We start from the raw sequence: 18725 nt of genomic DNA, 5'->3' as shown, positions 1-18725 counted from the left end.
TCCCCTCACCGACCGCTGAGGGGCCCGAGCCAGGCGGCCGAGTCCGGGGCGAGCCTGCCGTCGACCAGCGGACTGCTGGTCAGCAGCACCTCACCCGGCGGCAGCGCGATCGAGCTGGCGGAGGTGTTCAGCGCGCAGATCAGCCCGCCCCGGCCACGGCGGAACGCGAAGCAGCCCGCGGGCGCGCCGTACCACTCCAGCTGGTCGCCGCCCCGGAACGCTGGATGGTGTTTCCGCAGCTCCACCGCGCGCCGGTACAGCGACAGCGTCGATTCCGGGTCTTCGAGCTGCCGTTCCACGGTGAGCTGAGCCCAGTCCGCGGGCATCGGCAGCCACGTCTGCGCGGTGCGCGAAAAACCGTACGGCGGAAGCGTGCCCTCCCACGGCAGCGGCACGCGTTCGCCGTCGCGGCTGAACTCCGGGCCCTGCGTGCGGGCGCGCGGGTCCGTCATCGCCTCGAGCGGCAGGTCGGCGTTCGGCAGCCCCAGCTCCTCGCCCTGGTACAGGTAGACCGCGCCGGGCAGGGCCAGCTCCACCAGAGCCATCGCGCGCGCCCTGCGGACGCCGGCCGCTCCGCCGCCGTAGCGGCTCGCCGCGCGCCAGACGTCGTGGTTGGACAGCGTCCAGGCCGCCGGAGCGCCCGCCGCGCGCGGCACGGCCAGCGAACGCTCGATCGACGTGCGCATCGCGTCCGCGTCGAAATGCGTCAGCACCAGGCGGAAGTTGAAGGCCAGCTGCAGTTCGTCCGGCCGCAGATAGCGCGCCAGCCGCTCCTCGTCCTGCACCCAGATCTCGCCGACGGCCATCGCGTCCGGGTACTCGTCGAGCACCTTGCGGATCAGCCGGTGGACCTCGTGCACGCCGTCGTCGTCGAAGCGCGGATCGCCGCCCGCGCCGCCGCCGTGCGCGGGCGTGTCCGGGTCCATGTCGGGCAGCCCGGCCGGTTTGGCCATCCCGTGCGCGACGTCGATCCGGAACCCGTCCACGCCCCGGTCGAGCCAGAACCGCAGGGTGCGTTCGAGATCGGCCCGGACGTCCGGATTCGCCCAGTTCAGGTCCGGCTGCTGGGGCGCGAACAGGTGCAGGTACCACTGCCCGTCCGGCACCCGCGTCCACGCCGGGCCGCCGAACACGCTGACCCAGTTGTTGGGCGGTTCGGCCCCGCCGGGGCCGCGGCCGTCGCGGAAGTGGTAGCGCTCCCGCTCCGGACTGCCCGGCCCGGCGGCCAGCGCGGACTTGAACCACGCGTGCTGGTTGCTCGTGTGGTTCGGCACCACGTCCACGGTGACCCGGATGCCGCGCCGGTGCGCCTCGGTGAGCAGCACGTCGAAATCGCCGAGGGTGCCGAACATCGGGTCGACGCCGCGCGGGTCCGCCACGTCGTAGCCGTGGTCGGCCATCGGCGACGGGTAGAACGGCGTCAGCCACAGCGCGTCCACGCCCAGCAGCTCCAGGTAGCCGAGCTTGCTGCGGATGCCCTCGAGATCGCCGATGCCGTCCTCGCCCGAATCGGCGAACGACCGCACGTAGATCTCGTAGAACACCGCGTCGGACCACCACGACGGCCGCGGAGGGCGGTCCGGCCGCCGTCCCGCGACCTTGCGTCTCATCAGACGAAGCTGTTCATCATGCTGTGCGCGGCCATTTCCAGGTACGCCCACAGCTGGCTGAGGTACGGCTCGGGCAGGTTCTCCTCGTCGATCGCGATCCGGATGCAGCGCAGCCAGGCGTCGCGTTCGATCGGGCCGATCTTGAACGGCGCGTGCCGCATCCGCAGCCGGGGGTGGCCGCGCTGGTCGGAGTAGGTGTGCGGACCGCCCCAGTACTGGATGAGGAACAGCCGGAACCGCTCCTCCGCCGGGCCGAGGTCCTCCTCCGGATAGAGCGGGCGCAGCACCTCGTCGCGGGCCACTTCCTCGTAGAACCGCTTGATGATCCGGCGGAAGGTCGGTTCGCCGCCCACCGCCTCGTACAGGTTCGCCGGTTCCGGCTCGCTCACAGTCGACACACCTCCATCTTGCCCTGCTTCAGCCCCTCGGCGCGCCCGGCTGCTTGTCCTGCATCGACGACAGCAACCGGCCGAGCGGCGGTTCGAAGCCGGCCTCTTCCAGCGCGCCGAGCAGCTGCCCGCGCAGCTTCCGCTGCACCGCCCACTGCTTGCCCGGTCGCACCTTGACCGTCAGCCGCAACAGGATTCCCTCGGGCGTGACCTGTTCGACGCCGAGCATCTCCGGCGGCTCCAGCACGTTCACCGAAAGCGCGTCCGATTCGACCGCCTTCGTGGCCGCGCCGCTGAGCACCTCGGTCGCCTTGTCCACGTCCGCGGAGTAGCTCAGCGGGACGTCCACCACCGCGTAGGCGAAGCCCTGGCTGGAGTTGCCGACGCGCAGCACCTCGCCGTTGCGGACGTACCAGACGGTGCCCTTCAGGTCGCGCAGCGTGGTGATGCGCAGGCCGACCGCCTCGACCGTGCCGGTGGCCTCGCCGATGTCCACGACGTCGCCGACGCCGTACTGGTCCTCGATCATCATGAACATCCCGGAAAGGAAGTCCTTGACCAGGTTCTGCGCGCCGAATCCGAGCGCGACGCCGACGATGCCCGCCGACGCGATGATCGGGGCCAGGTCGATGCCCAGTTCGCCCAGCACGAGGATGAACGCGAGGCCGTAGATCAGGAACGTGGCCATCGACTTCAGCACCGAGCCGATCGTCTTGGCCCGCTGCCTGCGGCGTTCGGTCACCGCCGAGCCGAGCATGTCCGGCGCGCGTTCGCGCAGCGGTCTCAACAGCGCCGGGATCTTGCCGCCGCTGCCCGACGCCGGAAGCGTGGTGACCCGCTCGATCAGCCGCTTGGTGAGATATCGCACCACGAAGGCGATCACGAGGATCATGATGATTTTCAGCGGCTTCGTGACGAGCCAGCCCGCCGACGCGGCGAGCCACTCGTTGTGCGTGACCGAATAGACCTGGGCGCACCACGACCCGGTCTCGGATATGCAGCTGGGCGGAGCGCTGAGCACGGCATTCACTGGCTGGAAAAGTCCCTTCTCGCTTCGTTGCCCCGGCAGCGCGCAGGCGGCCGGGGGGTGGCCGCCGGGTCGCGGGTATGTGACACGTCACAGAACACGCGTGCGCGGGGGCCCTGATGTGTGGTCGACTATGCCTGCACCGGTGGAGGTGGTCGAGTGCCAGACCGACAACCCGTCCCCCTCGGCGGCGCCGGCCAAGCCATGGCCGAGCTGTCGCCGGAGGCGATCCTGCGTGCCCGCCCGGGAGGGTCCGCGTCCGGCGGCTCCGTCCCGTCCGGGCCGGGGACCCGTCCAGGGGGAGCGTCCCGTCCGCCCGGACAGCGTAGAGCCCGCGATCCGGTCGCCCCGGCCTGGGGGCGGCGCCGGGTTCTCCTGCTCAACGCCACTTTCGAGCCGCTGACCGCGGTGCCCATGCGGCGCGCGGTGGTGCTCGTCATGTGCGGGAAGGCGGAGGTCGTCCACGGCGATCCGGGCGGCGTGGAACTGCACGCCGCGACGGTGTCGCTGCCCGTCCCGTCGGTGATCCGGCTCAGCACGTACGTGCGGGTGCCCTACCGGGCGCAGGTGCCGCTCACGCGCGCCGGGCTGATGCACCGGGACCGGCACCGCTGCGCCTACTGCGGCGGGCGCGCCGAGACCATCGATCACGTCGTCCCGCGCAGCAAGGGCGGTCCGCACAGCTGGACCAACTGCGTCGCCTGCTGCGCGAAGTGCAACCACCGCAAGGCCGACCGGCTCCTGTCGGAGATCGGCTGGCGGCTGCGCGTGGTGCCGCGCGCACCGCACGGCCCGCACTGGCGGCTGCTGGCGCATTCCAAAGAGGCTGACCCGCTGTGGCAGCCGTACCTCGGGTCGGCGGCCTAGCCCCGTTCCCGCGCACGTCGGCGCCCCGGCTGCCAGTACGGCGGCCGGGGCGAGCCGGTGGACCTGCTCGACGTGCGGTTTTCGCTCAGGCGGCGAGGCTGTAGTCGGCCTGGCAGGTCACGCGCGTGCCCATCGTGACCCGGGTGCCGCGCGTGACGCGAGTACCGCGGGTGACCCGGGTGCCCATCGTGACGCGCGTGCCGCAGGTGACGCGGGTGCCTGCCGTGACGCGAGTGCCCCGGGTGACGCGGGTTCCGCGGGTGACGCGGGTGCCCATCGTGACGCGAGTTCCGGCCGTGACGCGGGTCCCGCGGGTAACGCGGGTTCCCCTGGTGACTCGAGTTCCCATGGTGACCCGGGTACCCATTGTCACGCGAGTGCCCGCGGTGACCCGAGTGCCGCGCGTAACCCTGGTGCCGGACGTGACCCGCGTTCCGGGCACGAATTCGGTTTCGCTGGGTGACGAAATGGTCTCGGTGATCGCCTGAGCGGGGGTCTGGACGCTCTGCATGAGGTGTCCTCCTGGGACCGGTGCGTGACGTGCTGAAGCGGGGGAGGCGGGCGCAAGGCCCGTACAGGTGAAAAAGCTACGAGGATTTCACGGTTCCGACAAGACGGCATCGGCCGGTACCGCCGCCTGTACGGCGAGTTGCCATCTTTCGGCCCGCAGCCCTTCGCCCCAACGTTCCAGCGACGGCGGGCCAAGCGGCGGACGGCGCCTCAGCGGCGACGAACGGCAGCGTCCGGTCGCTGGTGTCGCGCGGTGGCTTCGGAAGGCATCCGATACGCTCACCGGCGTGAACGTTGTCGAGACGATCCTGGTCTACGCGGTCATCCCCGGGGCCATTTACTTCGTGGTCGGCGCCGCGACCTTGCGGAAGAAGTTCTCGGGGACGCCGCGGTACCGGCCGGGGCAGCCGTGGGAGTACCCCGCGATGTGGTGGACCGCCAACCCGGACGGCGTAGGAGCCGGACACGGCCCGGCGGTTGACGTGAATGCGGCGCCCGAGGGCGCTTCGACGGCCGCAGGAGGCGCTCGTGGCAAGTGGTGAACTGACCCAGACCGCGGTCGCGGAGAAGGACCTGGCGTTCGGCGAGGTCATCACGAACAGCGGCCGCCTGTCCGCGGCGAAGATGTACGAGCCCGCCGCGCCCACGAGCCCGTTCACGGTGCAGCAACTGGCGCGCCTTGACGAGGCCCTGACCTTCGCGACCCGCGAGACCGGCCTCGGCTTCAGCATCTACCTCGGCGACCTGGGCGAAGACACCCGGGCCGGCGCGGAAAAGCTGCATGCCGCCACCGACGACCCCTCGAACGCGGTGCTGCTGGGCGTCTCGCCCGCACAGCGCGCGATCGAAATCGTCACCGGCGAACGCTCCCACGCCCGCCTGCCCGACCGGGGCGCGAACCTGGCCGTGGCGAGCATGGTGGCCTCCTTCAAGGAAGGCGACCTGACCGGCGGCCTGGTGAACGCCCTGCGCATGCTGAGCGACCAAGCAGGCCCCGCCCCGAAGCACTGACCCACGCACTCCCCAAGAGCCGGTTCCGCCCCCCCCGCGGACCGGCTCTTTTTACTTCCCAGCTCCGGCCCTCGTCCGTGAGGGCCACCTTCACAGCCCCTGATTCCCCCAGGGTTCCCCTCACGCCCCTCGCGGCTCCCCGTTGGCTGTGAGGGCCCCCTTCACGGACTCAGATTCCCTCAAGGAGTCCTTCACGACCCGCCGCCGGCCCGCCGATGCGCCCCAATGTGGCGTGGTTGCGCAGGATGCACCGAACGCCACATTGGGTGCATCTGACGCACCCAATGCCACATTGGGGCGCTAGCCCCGCCCCCACCCGAAACCGCCGCCAACGCACCCAACTCACCAGTGCACCCACACCACCCCCGCACCCCGATACGAAGCCACAATGCGGTCTGAGGGTGCTTGTCAAGGCATCTTTCCCGCCTTGACAAGCACCCTCAGACCGTCATCACAATCAGGCTTCGGGGTGCCCCACACCAGCCAGGGCGCAATGTCGCCGCCAGGCGACGAGCCCCCCGTCAAACCTGACTATCGAAATCCCGAGCAGCCAACGCCCGCACGATCCCCGCGCGCCCCTCGGAAACCAACCGCCGCAACGCAGCCGGATGCTCCCCAGCCAGCCACTCATCCGAAGCATTCACAGTCTCAGCCTCAACCGCCCAAGACGGATACAACCCAATCGCCGTAGGCTGCGCCCGCTCACTAGACCTTCGAGCCCACACATCGTCAATAACCTCGAAGTACCGCCCGACATACTCCCCGAGCAAATGCTTCTGCCCAGGATGCGAGAACCCAGAAATCAACGCATCACTAACCGCATTGGGAATCTCATCGTCATAAATAGCCCGCTGCCAAGTATCCGCCTTAGCCTCCGCAGTAGGCCGCAACGCCCGAGACCGCTCCGCATGCCGCCGCCCAGCAGCGGTGTCGTCCCGCTCCTGCTCAGCGTTGATCTCGTCCGCCCCAGCCTTCCCGTGCGCCACCAAGGCCTGCAGCAACCGCCAGCGCAGATCAGTGTCCACAGTCAACCCAGGCAACGGTGCAGACCCGTCCAGCCACCCAGCGATCGCAGTCAGGATCTCCTCGTCCAGCACACCCCCAGCCAGCGAGTTCACGAACGCCAGCTGATGATCCGACCCAGCCTCCGCAGTACGGGCCAGCTCCAGCAACCGCCCGCTCAACGCAGGCCATCCCTCCGCAGCCGCCCACTTCTGGTCGGCATACGAGTTGAGCGCCGTCTGCGCCTGCAGCAGCAGCCGCTGCACCACGCCGACCTCGCTCTCGGCGTGAATCCCGCGCGCCACCAGCGTCACGAAGTCGCGGGCCTTCAGCTCGGCCTCGCGGGTCATCTCCCACGCCGCCGACCAGCACAGCGTGCGCGGCAGCGATTCGGTGATGTCGCCGATCCGGTCGATCAGCGTGGTGAGCGACGCCGGGTCCAGGCGCATCCGGCAGTAGGTCAGGTCGTCGTCGTTGACCAGCACGAGCTTGCCCGCGGCCTGGCCGACGAGGTCCGGCACCTCGGTGCGCTCGCCGGTCACGTCCAGCTCGACGCGGCGGGTGCGCACGATCTTGCCGTTGCCGTCCTCGTCGTAGACGCCGACCGCGACGCGGTGCGTGCGCAGTTCGCCCGCGCCCGGCTTCGCGCCGGTCTGCACGACGGCGAACGACGCGAAGGTGCCGTCCGGGGCGATCTCGTAGCGCGGGCTGAGCGAGTTGAGGCCGGTGGTCTCCAGCCATTCCGCGCTCCACCACGACAGGTCGCGGCCGGACGCTTCCTCCAGCGCCGCCAGCAGGTCGGCGAGCGTGGCGTTGCCCCACGCGTGCTTGCCGAAGTACACCTTGAGGCCGTCGAGGAAGTGCTCGATGCCGACGTAGGCCACCAGCTGCTTGAGCACGCTCGCGCCCTTGGCGTAGGTGATGCCGTCGAAGTTCACCTCGACCGCGTGCAGGTCGACGATGTCGGCCGCGATCGGGTGCGTCGAGGGCAGCTGGTCCTGCCGGTAGGCCCAGGACTTCTCGATGTTCGCGAAGCTGGTCCACGCGTTCTTGTACTCGGTCGCCTCGGCCTGGGCGAACACGCTCGCGAAGGTCGCGAACGACTCGTTCAGCCACAGGTCGTCCCACCAGCGCATGGTGACCAGGTCGCCGAACCACATGTGCGCCATCTCGTGCAGCAGCGTCTCGGCGCGCCGCTCGTAGGCGTAGCGGGTGACGCGGCTGCGGAAGACGTAGTCCTCGAGGAAGGTGACCGCGCCGGCGTTCTCCATCGCGCCCGCGTTGAACTCCGGCACGAACAGCTGGTCGTACTTGGAGAACGGGTACGGGGTGCCGAATTTCTCGTGGTAGAAGGCGAAACCCTGTTTGGTTTCGACGAACAGCCGGTCGGCGTCCATGTGCTCGGCGAGCGAGGCGCGGCAGTAGATGCCGAGCGGGATGGTGCGGTGCTCGTCGCTGAACTCGTCGTGCCATTCCGCGTACGGGCCGGCCACCAGCGCCACCAGATAGGTGGAAATGCGCTCGGACTCGGCGAACTGCGTGCGGCGCGCGCCGTCCTCGGTGTCCTCGGCGCTTTCGGCCAGCGCGTTGGACACGACCTTCCAGTCGCGCGGCGCGCGCACCGCGACCCGGTAGACGGACTTGAGGTCCGGCTGGTCGAAGCAGGCGAACATGCGCTTGGCGTCGGCGGTCTCGAACTGGGTGTAGAGGTACACGCCGTCGTCGACCGGGTCCACGAAGCGGTGCAGGCCCTCGCCGGTGTTCATGTAGCGGCAGTCCGCGGTGACGACGAGTTCGTTCTCCGCGGCGAGACCGGGCAGCGCGATGCCCTTTTCCTCGGCGTAGCCGCTGACGTCAAGCTCGGCGCCGTTCAGCACGGCGGAGCGGACGCCTTCGGCGACGAGGTCGATCCACGAGGCTTCGCCGGGACGGCTGCTGGAGAACCGCACCGTGGTGGTGGAGCGGAAGGTCTTCTCCCCTGGACGGCCGTTGCCGTCGGTCAGGTCCAGCTCGATGTCGTAGGACGACACGTCCAGCAGGCCGGAGCGCTGCTTGGCTTCGTCACGCGTCAGGTTGGGGGCGGGCACGGGCACCTCTGGTCTTCGGTTCCGGTTGGCACGACGTTCAGCATCCAATCATGACGGGCAGGGAAGCGGCGACCAGGGAACAATGCGGAGGGTTCCCCGCGTTGCCTCGCAGTGCGGGGGTTTGCCCCGCCCTCCGGCGAAGGCCGGGGAGCAGCCTCGCCGAGGAGCCCGTGAAAAATGACTGACTCGTCCCAGCCCACGACGGTCGATTTCTACTTCGACCCGGTCTGCCCGTTCGCGTGGATCGCGTCGCGGTGGATTCTCGAGGTCGAAAAGCACCGCGAGCTGGATCTGACCTTCCGGGTGATGAGCCTGTCGGTCCTGAACGAAGGCCGCGAAGACCTGCCGGAGCGGTACAAGGCGCTGCTGAGCGAGGGCTGGGCCCCGGTCCGCGTCGCCACCGCGCTGGCGCAGCTCGAAGGCCAGGAAGCGGTCCGGAACTTCTACACCGAGTTCGGCACCCGCTACCACAACCAGCACAACGAGGACCGCAAGCTCGTCATCAAGGAGGCGCTGGCGGCGATCGGCGCTCCGGCCGAGTACGCCGAATACGGCGAAACGACCGAGTACGACGAGGCCGTGCGCAAGAGCCACCACGAGGGCATGGACCCGGTCGGCATGGACGTCGGCACGCCGACCATCCACGTCAACGGGACCGCGTTCTTCGGCCCGGTGCTGTCGTCGATCCCGCGCGGCGAGGACGCGCTGAAGGTGTTCGACGGCGCGGTCGCGCTGGCGAGCTACCCGGACTTCTTCGAGCTGAAGCGCACCCGGACCGGGGACCTCAACTTCGACTGAGCGACTCCCTCGTGAGTGTTGATCACGGTTCTAGCCGTGATCAACACTCACGAGAACCCGAGCGCCGCCTTAGTGACGTCCTCGGGATACGGCGAGCTTCGCAGTGCCTCCTCGCGCGACGCCTTGGCCGTCTTCAGCTCATGCAGCCGCAGCAGCCCATCGCGGTGCGTGCGGACGAACGCCTCGTCCACCGGGTCGCCATGACCGGGCACGACGATGCGCGGTTCGAGGGCGAGCAGCGCGTCCATGGCGACTGCCCAGGCGTCGAGCTGGTCGTCAGGGCCGAATGAGTACGCGGTGAAGCCGTGCGGGCCGTGTTCCACGACGTCGCCCGCGAAGACGACATCCGCGTCCGGCACGTGCACCAGGAGGTCGTGGTCGGTGTGCGCCAAACCGGGGTGCACGAGCGCGATCGTGCGGCCGCCGAGGTCCAGTTCGGCGCGGTCGGGCACGAGGCGGTCCGGCGGCATGAGCCCGGTTCGCTCGATGGCGTCGGCGATTTCCGGCTTGCCCTCTTCGCGGTAGTGCTTGGCCCAGATTTCCTTGGATTTCTCGCCGTCTCGCAGCATCGCCCGCAGACAGCCGGGATGGGCCCAGACGTCGCACGGGAGGAACGGCGTGGTGCCGAAAGCGTGGTCGAAATGCGCGTGCGTGTAGACGACCGACCACGGCAGTTCGGTCAACTCGCGGACCGCGGCGGCGAATTCGGCACCCTGGTCGACGTCGCCTCGGGTGTCGATCACCAGGCACTGCTCCTGGCCGAGGACGAGCCCGGTGGTGAGGTCCAGCTCGTCGTACCGGCGGGCGAAAACCCCGTCGGCCACCTCGGTCCAGCTCATTGCCCCTCCAGGATTCCGTGCGACAGCTTCGCCACGCTACCGCTGACGTCCTGCTGGGCAGCGAGAATTACGTCGTTCCCGTGGCCCGCCGCGGCGAGTTCCCGGCCGGAGGTGCAGGTGCGCAGCGCGGCCGGCACGTCGGTGGCCGCGTAGGCAGCCGCGGCCAGCGCGGCTTCGGCGGATCGGGAGCCGGTCAGCGCGCTCACGATCGCGCCCGCGCCCAGCTGGTCCTCGACGCACGGCCGCAGCGGGCCGAACTCGGTGCCGTCGCCGAGGAGGTCGACGCCCCAGCGTTCCCCGGCGGGAATCACGCCGATTGGCCGTCCGCCGGCGATTTCTTCGGCTTTCGCGGCTGCGGCCGACGCATTCCGCAGGCAACCGGTCAGGACGTGCGCGCCGGTTTTGGCCGCGGCCGCGCAGAGCGTCGCGCCGTTGGGGGAGGGGAGGGCGAGGAGCGTGCCGGACGGGATCTCCGTCACAGAAGACGGCCGGAGCGTCCATGCTCCTTCGCCCGCGACGACCGCTCCGGCCCCGCGCGCCTCGGCGATCCCGCGGTCGTCCCGCCAGCGCACCGGCAGCACGCGGCCACCGCGGCTGACGACGAGATCCGTTGTGGTGCTGAAGGAAAGCACGTCCACGATGATCAGCACGGCGCAGTCCCGGCCGAGAATCCCGACGCCTTCGCCGCCCCATTCGAGCCGCACGCCGGCTCCGGCCTGCGTTCCGATCTCCACCCCCGGAGCATGCCGGGTCCGCGGCGAGATGGCACACTCCCGCTGTGCGTGTCTACTTGGGATCCGACCATGCCGGTTTCGAGCTGAAGAACCACCTTGTCCGCCACCTCGGCGAACAGGGGCACGAGGTGACCGACATCGGTCCGTTCGTCTACGACGCGGCCGACGACTACCCGGCGTTCTGCGTCGAGACCGCGCGCCGCGTGGCCGCCGACGAGGGCAGCCTCGGGATCGTCATCGGCGGGTCCGGCAACGGCGAGCAGATCGCCGCGAACAAGGTGCCCGGCATCCGCGCCGGCCTCGGCTGGAGCGTCGAGACCGCGCAGCTGACCCGGCAGCACAACCACGCCCAGGTGCTGGGCGTCGGCGCCCGGATGCACACCGAGGAGCAGGCGACCGAGATCGTCGAGGCGTTCCTGGCCACCCCGGTCGACCCGGAAGAGCGCCACGCGCGGCGCGTGCAGCAGCTGCTCGACTACGAGCGCACCGGCACCCCGCCGGCCCTGCCGGAGGCCTGATGCCCGAGGGGCACACGCTCCATCGGCTCGCCCGTCTCCACAAACGCCGGTACGCGGGCGGACCGGTCGCGGTCAGCAGTCCGCAGGGCCGGTTCGCCGCGGAGGCGGGGAAACTCGACGGGCAGGTGCTCGTTTCCGCTGAAGCGTACGGAAAACACCTGTTTCACGATTACGGTCCTTTGGGGACAGTCCATGTCCACTTAGGTCTGTACGGCACCTTCGGCGAGACGCCGCTGCCGGAGACCGCGCCGGTCGGGCAGGTGCGGATGCGGCTGGTCGGCCGCACCCACTGGACCGACCTTCGTGGTCCGACGCGATGTGAACTGCTGGATCCGCCGCAGGTCGACGCGATCAAGGCCCGGCTCGGTCCGGACCCGCTGCGCCGCGACGCCAAGCCGGATCGTGCGTGGGAGCGGATCTCGCGGTCGCGTACGACGATCGCCGCGTTGCTGATGGATCAGGCCGTGCTGGCCGGGGTCGGGAATGTGTATCGCGCGGAAGTGCTGTTCCGGCACGGGGTTTCGCCGATGGTGCCGGGGCGTTCGCTGGATCGCGCGCTGTGGGACGACATGTGGGCCGACCTGGTGACGCTGATGCGCGCCGGGGTCCGGGTGGGGCGGATCGACACTGTCGCGCCGGAGCATCTGCCCGCGGCGATGGGCCGGGCGCCGCGGGAGGATCGGCACGGGGGCGAGGTCTACGTCTACCGGCGGGCTGGGATGCCGTGTCTGGTGTGCGGGACGCCGGTGGCGCAGAAGGAATTGGCGGCGCGGAATCTTTATTGGTGTCCTACTTGCCAGCCTGCTTGAGCTAGGTGGTTTGAAGCGAGAGCGGCTCCCGTGGTGCTGCCCGCTGATCGTTCGTCAACGGTCGATCGAGCGCAGGGCCTCGTGCGGTGTGCGGCCGGTCGCCTCGGCGAGGGCGGTGACTGCCGCTGCGGCCAGTGCGACCAGGTTCAGCGCCGCTAGCAGCGCGTCCTGCCGGACGGCGGCGTCGGTGAGGTTGTAGATATCCGCGTCCTCGTCGGCGAGGTAGGCCGCCACGGCTTCAACCGCGGCACTGCGCAGGTTCGCCTGATCTTTCCGTTCGCTGCTTGGCATGCGGCCAGTTTCCTCCTGCGGGAACGACGAAGGCCCCGCGGCAAACCTGCCACGGGGCCTTCACCGGAGTCACCGGTCAGAAGTCGAAACCGCCGCCGTCAAATCCGCCTCCGTCGAAGCCTCCGCCATCAAAACCGCCGCCGAAGTCCTGGCCGTCGAAGCCTCCGCCGTCGAAGCCGCCTCCATCGAAGCCGCCGTCGGCACCGCCGCCTGCGTCCAGGGCGTCTGCCTGGCCCGCGTCGTAGCCGGATTCCCAGGCCGAGGCGCTGGCGATGCCGCCCATGCCGGAGAACATGGCGCTGAACAGGAACATCGAGCCAAGGCCCCACGCGCCGGCGACGAGCGCGGGCTTCCACCACGGCTCGCTGTACCAGCCTTGCGGCACCGGGCGGCCCGCGACGCGGCCGCCGGGGTAGTAGTACGGCGTGTCCTGGCCGGGGTCGGGCGAGGCCGCGTAGTGCTGGCCTTCGACGTCCACGTCGCGGCGTTCGGTGACCTTGCCCGCGCGTTCGCGTTCGGCCTCGTCCGGCAGCGCGGGGCCGGGGTCCATGCCCATCGCGGTGCGCGCGGCGCGCACGTAGTACAGGCCTTCGATGGCGGTTTCCTTCACCAGCCGGGCCTGTTCGACCGTCTTGGCCTGCTCCAGCTGCGAGCCGGCCGCGTTGTAGCGCTCGCTCGCGTCGGCCATCGCCTGCTGGGAGGCGGTGTCGGTGCCGGTGATGTTGAGGACCTGGCCGCCCAGGCGTTCGACGAGCCGGCGCGCGTCGGCCTTGGCGTCGTCGAGCTGGCTCTGTCTGGTCGCGGCCTGCTTCCTGGCCAGGTACAACCCGCCCCCGACGATGACGACGACCAGCACGATCAGGAGGATCGCGGTGCCCATGGGTCACTCCGTGTCTCGATCTGACGCGACGGCCGGGCAGCCGTCCCTGAAACGGACAACGCGGACCGTGCGCGGAGAGTTCCCGGCGGCGCCTCCGATCGGGCGGTGGCAGGCAAAACTAGAACACGTTATAGTCCGCGGCATGAAGTTCTCCTTGTCGATCGCGATGAGCCCGCTCGACCAGCTCGGCGGGCTGGCCCGCGCCGCCGAGGACGCCGGGTTCTCCTCGATCGTGCTGCCCGATTCGCTCTTCTACTCCGAAAAGGTGTCCGCCGACTATCCCTACACGCCCGACGGCAGCCGGTTCTGGGACGAGAACACGCCGTGGGCGGATCCGCTGGTCGCGACCGCCTCGATGGGCGCGGTGACCGAGCGGATCCAGTTCTACACGTCGGTGCTGAAACTCGGCTCGCGCAATCCGGTGCTGCTCGCCCGCCAGGTCAACTCGGTCGCCGCGCTGACCGGCGGCCGGTTCGGGCTCGGGCTGGGGATCGGCTGGTCGCCGGAGGAATTCGAATGGTGCGGAGCGCCGTACGCGCGCCGCGGCAAACGGTTCGACGAGGCGATCGAGGTGCTGCGGCTGATCCTCAGCGGGGACATGGTCGAGTTCCACGGCGAGTTTTTCGACTTCGACAAGCTCAAGATGAGCCCGGCGCCGCCGTCGCGGGTGCCGTTCTACATCGGCGGGCACACCGACGTCGCGCTGCGCCGGGCCGCGCGCGTCGCGGACGGCTGGTCGTCCGCGATGATGACGCTCGACCAGCTGCGCGAAACCATCGGCAAACTCAAGGCCCTGCTCGCCGAGCGCGGGCGCGCCGACGATCCGTTCGAATTCCAGGCGGTGTGCGTCGACCGGTTCGGGCTCGACGGGTTCCGCGAACAGGCCGAGGCGGGCATCACCGACGCGATCACCATGCCGTGGGTGTTCGAGGGGCACGGGTTCGACGCGGACCTGGGCCCGAAGGTCGACGCGATCCGCAAGTTCGGCGACGAGATCATCGCGAAAATCGAGGAGTGACATGGGAGTCGAGGTCTGCTGGGACCCCGCGGCGAAGCAGCCGCCCGCGCGGGAAGCGGCGTTCAAGTCGATGACGGCGGCGACCGCCGGGGACAAGGACGGCTGGCTCGCGCTGTTCGCTCCGGACGCGGTCGTCGAGGACCCGGTCGGGCCGTCGATGTTCGACGAGGAGGGCAAGGGGCACCACGGGCCCGAAGGTCTCTCCGCCTTCTGGGACAAGACGATCGGGAACGTCGAGAAGTTCGAGTTCGTGATCCGCGATTCGCACGCGGCCGGGTCGGAGGTCGCGAACGTCGGCACCATCACCACGTTCCTGCCGGGCGGCTACCGCGTCGACACCGACGGCGTGTTCGTCTATCGGGTCAACGAGGACGGGCTGGTCGTTTCGATGCGCGCGTTCTGGGAAACGGAGCGGGCGATGGCGACGGCGCGGCAGGTCTGACGCCGTGTCAGCCCGGGTCAGCTTCGGCGAAATCAAGCACGCGGGCGGTGACGAGATCGGGTTGCTGCAGCGTCAGCGCGTGCGTGGTGCCCGGCACGATTTCCGTGCGGATACGGGGATTCAGCGTCGCGACCCGGGCGGCGACTTCGCGGGCGCGGTGGATGTGGCTGCGTTCGCCGAGGACGAGCTGGACGGGAACTTCGATCGCGCGCAGTTCGTTGTCGGTGAAGACGTGTTGCGGCGGTAATTGTGCTTTGTAACTGAAGGCGGCGAACAGCAGCGGCCGCAGGGTGTGCCGGACCGTCGGGTCGCCGGCGACGATCCGGCGCTGGATCGTGGCGGGCAGCAGCCACGGGCCGATCTCCTTGAGGCTCCAGAGCATGAACTTCGCGACGCTGATCTCCGCGAATCCGGCCGGCTCCAGGCCGATCACGCCCGCGATCCGGCCGGCGGAACGGGTCGCGAGGTTCAGCGCGAGGAAACCGCCGCGCGAGACGCCGGCGAGGCACACTTTTTCGTGGCCGAGGCCGTCTAGGACTTCGGAAAGCCACTCGGCGAGGTCGTCGTCGGTGCGTACCGGGACGGTCTCGACCGAATGGCCGGGTTCGCCGATCGAATCGATGGCGTACACCGGGTGGCGGGCGGCCAGTTCGGCGAGGTGCGGGTACCACGACAGCGACGAGCCCATGACGCCGTGCAGCAACACGATCGGCGTGCCTTCCGCGGGGCCGCTGCGCCGGACGCGGGTGGGGCCGAACTTCGTCGCGAGGTCCAGTTCCTCGGCCGGAACCGGCCACTTCCGCAGGACCTCCGCGTAGGCGGCGAAGTAGCGTTCTCTGGCTTTCGGGTTGGCGAAAGTTCCCGGCATCGTCCCTCCCCAAGACAGGCTGCCGTGCACTTCCACCGTAGCAGCGGTCAGGCGTTGTCCAGGCGCAGCAAGGTGTTCAGCAGATTTCCGCCGGGAAGCCCCTCGTCGCCGAAGATGCGGTGCTGCACCTCGATCACGAGAGGCAGCGCGGCGCGCAGGGCGGCCCCGCCGGGGTCGGTGACCTCGACGCGTTTGGCCCGGACGTCCTCGGCGCTGCGGGCGCGGGCGACGAATCCCTTGCGTTCCAAGGTCTTGAGGATCTGCGACACCTGCATCGGGTGGATGTCGCCGGAGGCGGCGAGGCCGGATTGGGTCACCGGGCCGCCGGTGCGGTTCAGCCAGGCGGCGAGCGCGAGCGTCTGGAACTGCAGGTGGGTCAGGTCGAGCGGGGCGAGCGCCTGGTCGACCTCGCGGACGTAGCGGTGCACGACGCGCCACATGACGAAGCCGACCGCGTTCTCGGGGGCGCCGAGCGAGGCGGTGGCGAAGAGTTCGGCGAGCGCGTCCTTGTCCATCGGGAGGCATCGTAGCGGTTGCCCTCGGATAGTAAACGCGTTTAGTATCGATCGGGACGGAAAGGGGCTCCTGATGACTGACCTGCGGCTGGACCTCGGCCTGTACCGCTACGACAACACGCGCCCGCTGTTCGACGGCCGGGTCCGCTTCGACGGCGTCGACGCGACCCTGCACACCGCCGACATCGTCTCGGACCTGTTCGAACGGATGGTGCGCGGGCGCGAGTTCGCCGTCGCCGAGTTGGGTCTTACCTTCTACCTGCGCACCCTGGACCTGCCGGATCCGCCGTTCGTCGCGCTGCCGGTGTTTCCCAACCGGCAGTTCCGGCATTCGGCGATCTACGTCAACACGCGCAGCGGCATCCGCGCGCCGGCGGACCTGGTGGGCCGGACGATCGGCGAGTTCGCGACGTACGGGCACGACGCGGGGGTGGTGGCGAAGGGGATTCTGTCCGATGAGTACGGCGTGCGGCCGGAGCAGAGCCGATGGGTGATCGGCGGGTTCGACTGGCCGATGGACTGGTTCGATTTCGTCCCGCGGCTGCACCCGGCGGAAATCGACGTGCGGCAGGCTCCTGCGGCGCTGGGGCCGATGCTGGAGGCGGGGGAGATCGACGCGATGATTTCCGCGGATCCGCCGAGAGGGATTCGGGAGGATTCGCCGGAGGTGGCGCCGTTGTTCCCGGATTACGTGAGTGTGGAACGGGATTATTACCGGCGGACCGGGGTTCGGCCGATTATGCATACGGTGGTGGTCCGGCGGGATTTACTGGCGCGGCATCCTTGGCTGGCTGAGGCGTTGTACCGGGGGTTTGTCGAGGCCAAGGAGGTTGCGATGGAGGGGTATCGGCGCGGGCGGATCTTTAATCATATGGGGGATGCCGGGATGGTGCCGTGGTTTAGCGCGTTGTTCGACGAGAATCGGCGGTTGTTCGGGGAGGATTGGTGGCCGTACGGGATTGAGAAGAATCGGGTGTCGGTGGAGGCGTTCTTGCGGTGGCATTTTGAGCAGGGGTTGTCGGAGCGGTTGATGAGGGTTGAGGAGATTTTTGTGCCGGAGTTGCTGGATACTTAGGCCGTGGCTGCGGACGAGTGGTTCGAATGCAACGGGGATCTCGGCGAGGGTGAACGGCGCTTCGTCGAGGCGCTTCGGGTTCGCGCGGCCGGTTGGCCCGCGAGGCCGATCGACAGCCAGGTGGACCCGCCCGGCGTGGATCTTCCGCTGGTCGCTTGGCTAGACCTGAGCGATCCAGCCGCGCGGCTCGTCCTCCTGACCGTCGGCGTGCATCTGGACGGCCGGACTCTGCGCGGCGACGAGCTGCACAACCAGCTGCTCACCTTGCCGGACACGCCCACCAGTCTCGCCGTCACCGCGACCGGTGAACCGGGCGAACTGGCGGCTCGTGCGGCGGACTGGTTCGAGGCGATCCTGCGCCGCCCGGTCGTGCGCTGCGAATGGACGCATCGGCGGCAGGTTTACGCCCACACCTACCTGTTCGCCGACACCGGAGAGGCGCTCGTAGCCATGCATAATCGCAAGCTCGGCCCGCCGGATCGAAGCGGGGCGCCGGACATCGTCACGCGTATTCGCTGAACTAGGCCGCTAACTCCTCGAACAACCCTTCCAACGCGATCCGGTCGTCCTCACTCCCGCTGTGCGGCGCGGAAAACCAGTCCGAGTACTCGCGCAGTTCGGAGAGCCGCCAGTCCAGGGCGAACAGTTCCACCATTTCCGGGTCCAAGCCCGGAGCGTCCGGCAGGTCGGCGTAGTCGCGTTCGCGCGGGGCGACGGCGAGGCTTTCCCAGTCGACCAGGCGCAGGCCGTCTGGGGTGGTGACCTGGTTGTCGTTGTGGGGTTCGCCGTGGGTGGGGACCCAGGTGTCCCGGCGGGAGGCGGCGAGGGCGGACAGTTCCAGGTACCGGTCGGTCCAGCGGTGGATCGCGTCGCTGCGGGCAGCCAGTGCGGTGCGGGCTTCTTCGGCCAGCGGGCCGGACGTCCACGGGGCGGCGGTGCGGCTCCGTAGTTCGGCGGCGAATTCCGGGCCTACCTGCGGGGTCCAGTGCCGCAGCCCGGCGGGTGGTGGGGTGTGGTGCAAGGCCTCCAGCGCGGCGAGAATTGCCGGTTTGTCGACCTCGTCCTCCGCGGGGCTGCGGCCATTCAGCATCGGAGTGACGCTGAGTGCGCCGGCTCCGATGTCGGCGGTGAAGCGTCCGGACCGCGTGGGAAGTGGCGCGCAGACGAACTCCAGGCCCGACGCGGCCAGTGCGGCGGCGCTCGCGTAGGTGCTTTCCAGCGACGCCGCGGTGTGCCGGGGTTCGAGCTGGTCGAGTGTGATGAACAGAGTTTCGGCGCGCCAGTGGTGTGCGCCGAAACCCCAAGGCAGGTAAGCGATCTCGGTGACGGGACGCCAGTGTTCGGCGAGCGCTTCGGTGATGGCGGCGTCGGTGACGAAGGAAGGTCGAGATCGCACGAAAACGGATCGTAGGGACAGTTCGGTCAGTGCGGCAAC

General features: G+C 69.4%; 22 protein-coding genes. 10 read left to right on the top strand and 12 right to left on the bottom strand.

What is annotated here, in order from left to right; genetic code table 11:
- Positions 1-5: 5 nt before the first annotated feature.
- From RPX00_RS47315 to RPX00_RS47305, 3 genes are read right to left on the bottom strand one after another with little or no spacing between them, the layout of a single operon-like run.
- Entirely contained in the window at positions 6-1610 is a 1605-nt protein-coding gene (locus RPX00_RS47315; protein WP_406635979.1) for a glycoside hydrolase family 13 protein, read from the bottom strand.
- Entirely contained in the window at positions 1610-1999 is a 390-nt protein-coding gene (locus RPX00_RS47310; protein WP_369806064.1) for a globin, read from the bottom strand. The genes RPX00_RS47315 and RPX00_RS47310 overlap by 1 nt, the downstream gene beginning before the upstream one ends.
- 28 nt (positions 2000-2027) lie before the next feature.
- The gene (locus tag RPX00_RS47305) at positions 2028-3029 is read right to left on the bottom strand and encodes a mechanosensitive ion channel family protein (RefSeq protein WP_406635976.1); all 1002 of its coding nucleotides are present in this window, start codon (positions 3027-3029) and stop codon (positions 2028-2030) included.
- Positions 3030-3440: 411 nt separating this feature from the next.
- Here RPX00_RS47305 and RPX00_RS47300 point away from each other — a divergent pair, with 411 nt between their 5' ends.
- A complete protein-coding gene (locus RPX00_RS47300; protein WP_101434098.1) occupies positions 3441-3893 on the top strand; it encodes an HNH endonuclease in 453 nt (150 codons plus the stop codon).
- A gap of 85 nt (positions 3894-3978) precedes the next feature.
- Here RPX00_RS47300 and RPX00_RS47295 read toward each other — a convergent pair whose 3' ends face one another.
- Positions 3979-4404 carry a hypothetical protein gene (locus RPX00_RS47295; RefSeq protein WP_406635974.1) on the bottom strand — a complete coding sequence of 142 codons (426 nt, stop codon included), beginning with the start codon at positions 4402-4404 and terminating at the stop codon, positions 3979-3981.
- Between the two features lie 286 nt (positions 4405-4690).
- Between RPX00_RS47295 and RPX00_RS47290 the strand changes: the two genes are divergently transcribed.
- Together RPX00_RS47290 and RPX00_RS47285 are read left to right on the top strand one after the other, a co-directional pair.
- Complete coding sequence (locus RPX00_RS47290; protein WP_406635972.1) at positions 4691-4945, top strand: hypothetical protein; 255 nt, start codon at positions 4691-4693, stop codon at positions 4943-4945.
- The gene (locus RPX00_RS47285) at positions 4932-5414 is read left to right on the top strand and encodes a DUF5130 family protein (protein ID WP_406635970.1); all 483 of its coding nucleotides are present in this window, start codon (positions 4932-4934) and stop codon (positions 5412-5414) included. Before RPX00_RS47290 ends, RPX00_RS47285 begins: the two co-directional genes overlap by 14 nt.
- Before the next feature lie 521 nt (positions 5415-5935).
- Here RPX00_RS47285 and pepN read toward each other — a convergent pair.
- Complete coding sequence (gene pepN / locus RPX00_RS47280; RefSeq protein ID WP_406635968.1) at positions 5936-8503, bottom strand: aminopeptidase N; 2568 nt, start codon at positions 8501-8503, stop codon at positions 5936-5938.
- Between the two features lie 177 nt (positions 8504-8680).
- Between pepN and RPX00_RS47275 the strand changes: the two genes are divergently transcribed.
- The gene (locus RPX00_RS47275; protein WP_406635966.1) at positions 8681-9301 is read left to right on the top strand and encodes a DsbA family protein; all 621 of its coding nucleotides are present in this window, start codon (positions 8681-8683) and stop codon (positions 9299-9301) included.
- Positions 9302-9348: 47 nt separating this feature from the next.
- Here RPX00_RS47275 and RPX00_RS47270 read toward each other — a convergent pair whose 3' ends face one another.
- On the bottom strand, positions 9349-10140 hold the full coding sequence (locus RPX00_RS47270) for an MBL fold metallo-hydrolase (RefSeq protein ID WP_406635964.1): 792 nt from the start codon (positions 10138-10140) through the stop codon (positions 9349-9351).
- A complete protein-coding gene (locus RPX00_RS47265) occupies positions 10137-10874 on the bottom strand; it encodes a 2-phosphosulfolactate phosphatase (RefSeq protein ID WP_406635962.1) in 738 nt (245 codons plus the stop codon). Before RPX00_RS47265 ends, RPX00_RS47270 begins: the two co-directional genes overlap by 4 nt.
- Before the next feature lie 44 nt (positions 10875-10918).
- On the opposite strand from RPX00_RS47265, the gene RPX00_RS47260 reads away from it, so the two are divergent.
- Both RPX00_RS47260 and RPX00_RS47255 read left to right on the top strand, forming a co-directional pair.
- Entirely contained in the window at positions 10919-11392 is a 474-nt protein-coding gene (locus RPX00_RS47260) for a ribose-5-phosphate isomerase (protein ID WP_406635960.1), read from the top strand.
- Complete coding sequence (locus tag RPX00_RS47255; RefSeq protein WP_406635958.1) at positions 11392-12201, top strand: Fpg/Nei family DNA glycosylase; 810 nt, start codon at positions 11392-11394, stop codon at positions 12199-12201. Before RPX00_RS47260 ends, RPX00_RS47255 begins: the two co-directional genes overlap by 1 nt.
- Positions 12202-12255: 54 nt before the next feature.
- Here RPX00_RS47255 and RPX00_RS47250 read toward each other — a convergent pair whose 3' ends face one another.
- On the bottom strand, positions 12256-12492 hold the full coding sequence (locus RPX00_RS47250; protein WP_406635956.1) for a hypothetical protein: 237 nt from the start codon (positions 12490-12492) through the stop codon (positions 12256-12258).
- A 76-nt stretch (positions 12493-12568) separates the two neighbouring features.
- Positions 12569-13372: a hypothetical protein gene (locus tag RPX00_RS47245; RefSeq protein WP_406635954.1), complete on the bottom strand. Its 804-nt coding sequence runs from the start codon at positions 13370-13372 to the stop codon at positions 12569-12571.
- Between the two features lie 142 nt (positions 13373-13514).
- Here RPX00_RS47245 and RPX00_RS47240 point away from each other — a divergent pair, with 142 nt between their 5' ends.
- Together RPX00_RS47240 and RPX00_RS47235 are read left to right on the top strand one after the other, a co-directional pair.
- The gene (locus RPX00_RS47240) at positions 13515-14390 is read left to right on the top strand and encodes a TIGR03619 family F420-dependent LLM class oxidoreductase (protein ID WP_406635952.1); all 876 of its coding nucleotides are present in this window, start codon (positions 13515-13517) and stop codon (positions 14388-14390) included.
- 1 nt (position 14391) lies between these two features.
- Entirely contained in the window at positions 14392-14832 is a 441-nt protein-coding gene (locus RPX00_RS47235; protein ID WP_406635950.1) for a nuclear transport factor 2 family protein, read from the top strand.
- A gap of 7 nt (positions 14833-14839) precedes the next feature.
- Here RPX00_RS47235 and RPX00_RS47230 read toward each other — a convergent pair whose 3' ends face one another.
- Together RPX00_RS47230 and RPX00_RS47225 are read right to left on the bottom strand one after the other, a co-directional pair.
- The gene (locus RPX00_RS47230) at positions 14840-15700 is read right to left on the bottom strand and encodes an alpha/beta fold hydrolase (RefSeq protein WP_406635948.1); all 861 of its coding nucleotides are present in this window, start codon (positions 15698-15700) and stop codon (positions 14840-14842) included.
- 47 nt (positions 15701-15747) lie between these two features.
- The gene (locus tag RPX00_RS47225; RefSeq protein ID WP_406635946.1) at positions 15748-16215 is read right to left on the bottom strand and encodes a MarR family winged helix-turn-helix transcriptional regulator; all 468 of its coding nucleotides are present in this window, start codon (positions 16213-16215) and stop codon (positions 15748-15750) included.
- 73 nt (positions 16216-16288) lie between these two features.
- On the opposite strand from RPX00_RS47225, the gene RPX00_RS47220 reads away from it, so the two are divergent.
- A complete protein-coding gene (locus RPX00_RS47220; RefSeq protein WP_406635944.1) occupies positions 16289-17290 on the top strand; it encodes a 4,5-dihydroxyphthalate decarboxylase in 1002 nt (333 codons plus the stop codon).
- 3 nt (positions 17291-17293) lie between these two features.
- Positions 17294-17809, top strand: coding sequence for a hypothetical protein (locus RPX00_RS47215; protein ID WP_406635942.1), 516 nt, complete (start codon positions 17294-17296; stop codon positions 17807-17809).
- Position 17810: 1 nt separating this feature from the next.
- Here RPX00_RS47215 and RPX00_RS47210 read toward each other — a convergent pair whose 3' ends face one another.
- Positions 17811-18686: a hypothetical protein gene (locus tag RPX00_RS47210; RefSeq protein WP_406635940.1), complete on the bottom strand. Its 876-nt coding sequence runs from the start codon at positions 18684-18686 to the stop codon at positions 17811-17813.
- Positions 18687-18725 lie beyond the last annotated feature (39 nt).

Source organism: Amycolatopsis sp. WGS_07 (assembly GCF_045278895.1).
Classification (GTDB): domain Bacteria; phylum Actinomycetota; class Actinomycetes; order Mycobacteriales; family Pseudonocardiaceae; genus Amycolatopsis.
The sequence above is the reverse complement of the archived record's forward strand: the minus strand, read 5'-3'. Positions and strand labels throughout refer to the sequence as shown.

Bases quoted from the DNA above. Each gene is read 5' to 3' on its own strand.
- RPX00_RS47315 (WP_406635979.1), bottom strand. From the start codon at position 1,610: ATGAGACGCAAGGTCGCGGGACGGCGGCCGGACCGCCCTCCGCGGCCG.
- RPX00_RS47300 (WP_101434098.1), top strand. From the start codon at position 3,441: ATGCGGCGCGCGGTGGTGCTCGTCATGTGCGGGAAGGCGGAGGTCGTC.
- RPX00_RS47295 (WP_406635974.1), bottom strand. From the start codon at position 4,404: ATGCAGAGCGTCCAGACCCCCGCTCAGGCGATCACCGAGACCATTTCG.
- RPX00_RS47275 (WP_406635966.1), top strand. From the start codon at position 8,681: ATGACTGACTCGTCCCAGCCCACGACGGTCGATTTCTACTTCGACCCG.
- RPX00_RS47270 (WP_406635964.1), bottom strand. From the start codon at position 10,140: ATGAGCTGGACCGAGGTGGCCGACGGGGTTTTCGCCCGCCGGTACGAC.
- RPX00_RS47255 (WP_406635958.1), top strand. From the start codon at position 11,392: ATGCCCGAGGGGCACACGCTCCATCGGCTCGCCCGTCTCCACAAACGC.
- RPX00_RS47250 (WP_406635956.1), bottom strand. From the start codon at position 12,492: ATGCCAAGCAGCGAACGGAAAGATCAGGCGAACCTGCGCAGTGCCGCG.
- RPX00_RS47245 (WP_406635954.1), bottom strand. From the start codon at position 13,372: ATGGGCACCGCGATCCTCCTGATCGTGCTGGTCGTCGTCATCGTCGGG.
- RPX00_RS47240 (WP_406635952.1), top strand. From the start codon at position 13,515: ATGAAGTTCTCCTTGTCGATCGCGATGAGCCCGCTCGACCAGCTCGGC.
- RPX00_RS47235 (WP_406635950.1), top strand. From the start codon at position 14,392: ATGGGAGTCGAGGTCTGCTGGGACCCCGCGGCGAAGCAGCCGCCCGCG.
- RPX00_RS47230 (WP_406635948.1), bottom strand. From the start codon at position 15,700: ATGCCGGGAACTTTCGCCAACCCGAAAGCCAGAGAACGCTACTTCGCC.
- RPX00_RS47225 (WP_406635946.1), bottom strand. From the start codon at position 16,215: ATGGACAAGGACGCGCTCGCCGAACTCTTCGCCACCGCCTCGCTCGGC.
- RPX00_RS47220 (WP_406635944.1), top strand. From the start codon at position 16,289: ATGACTGACCTGCGGCTGGACCTCGGCCTGTACCGCTACGACAACACG.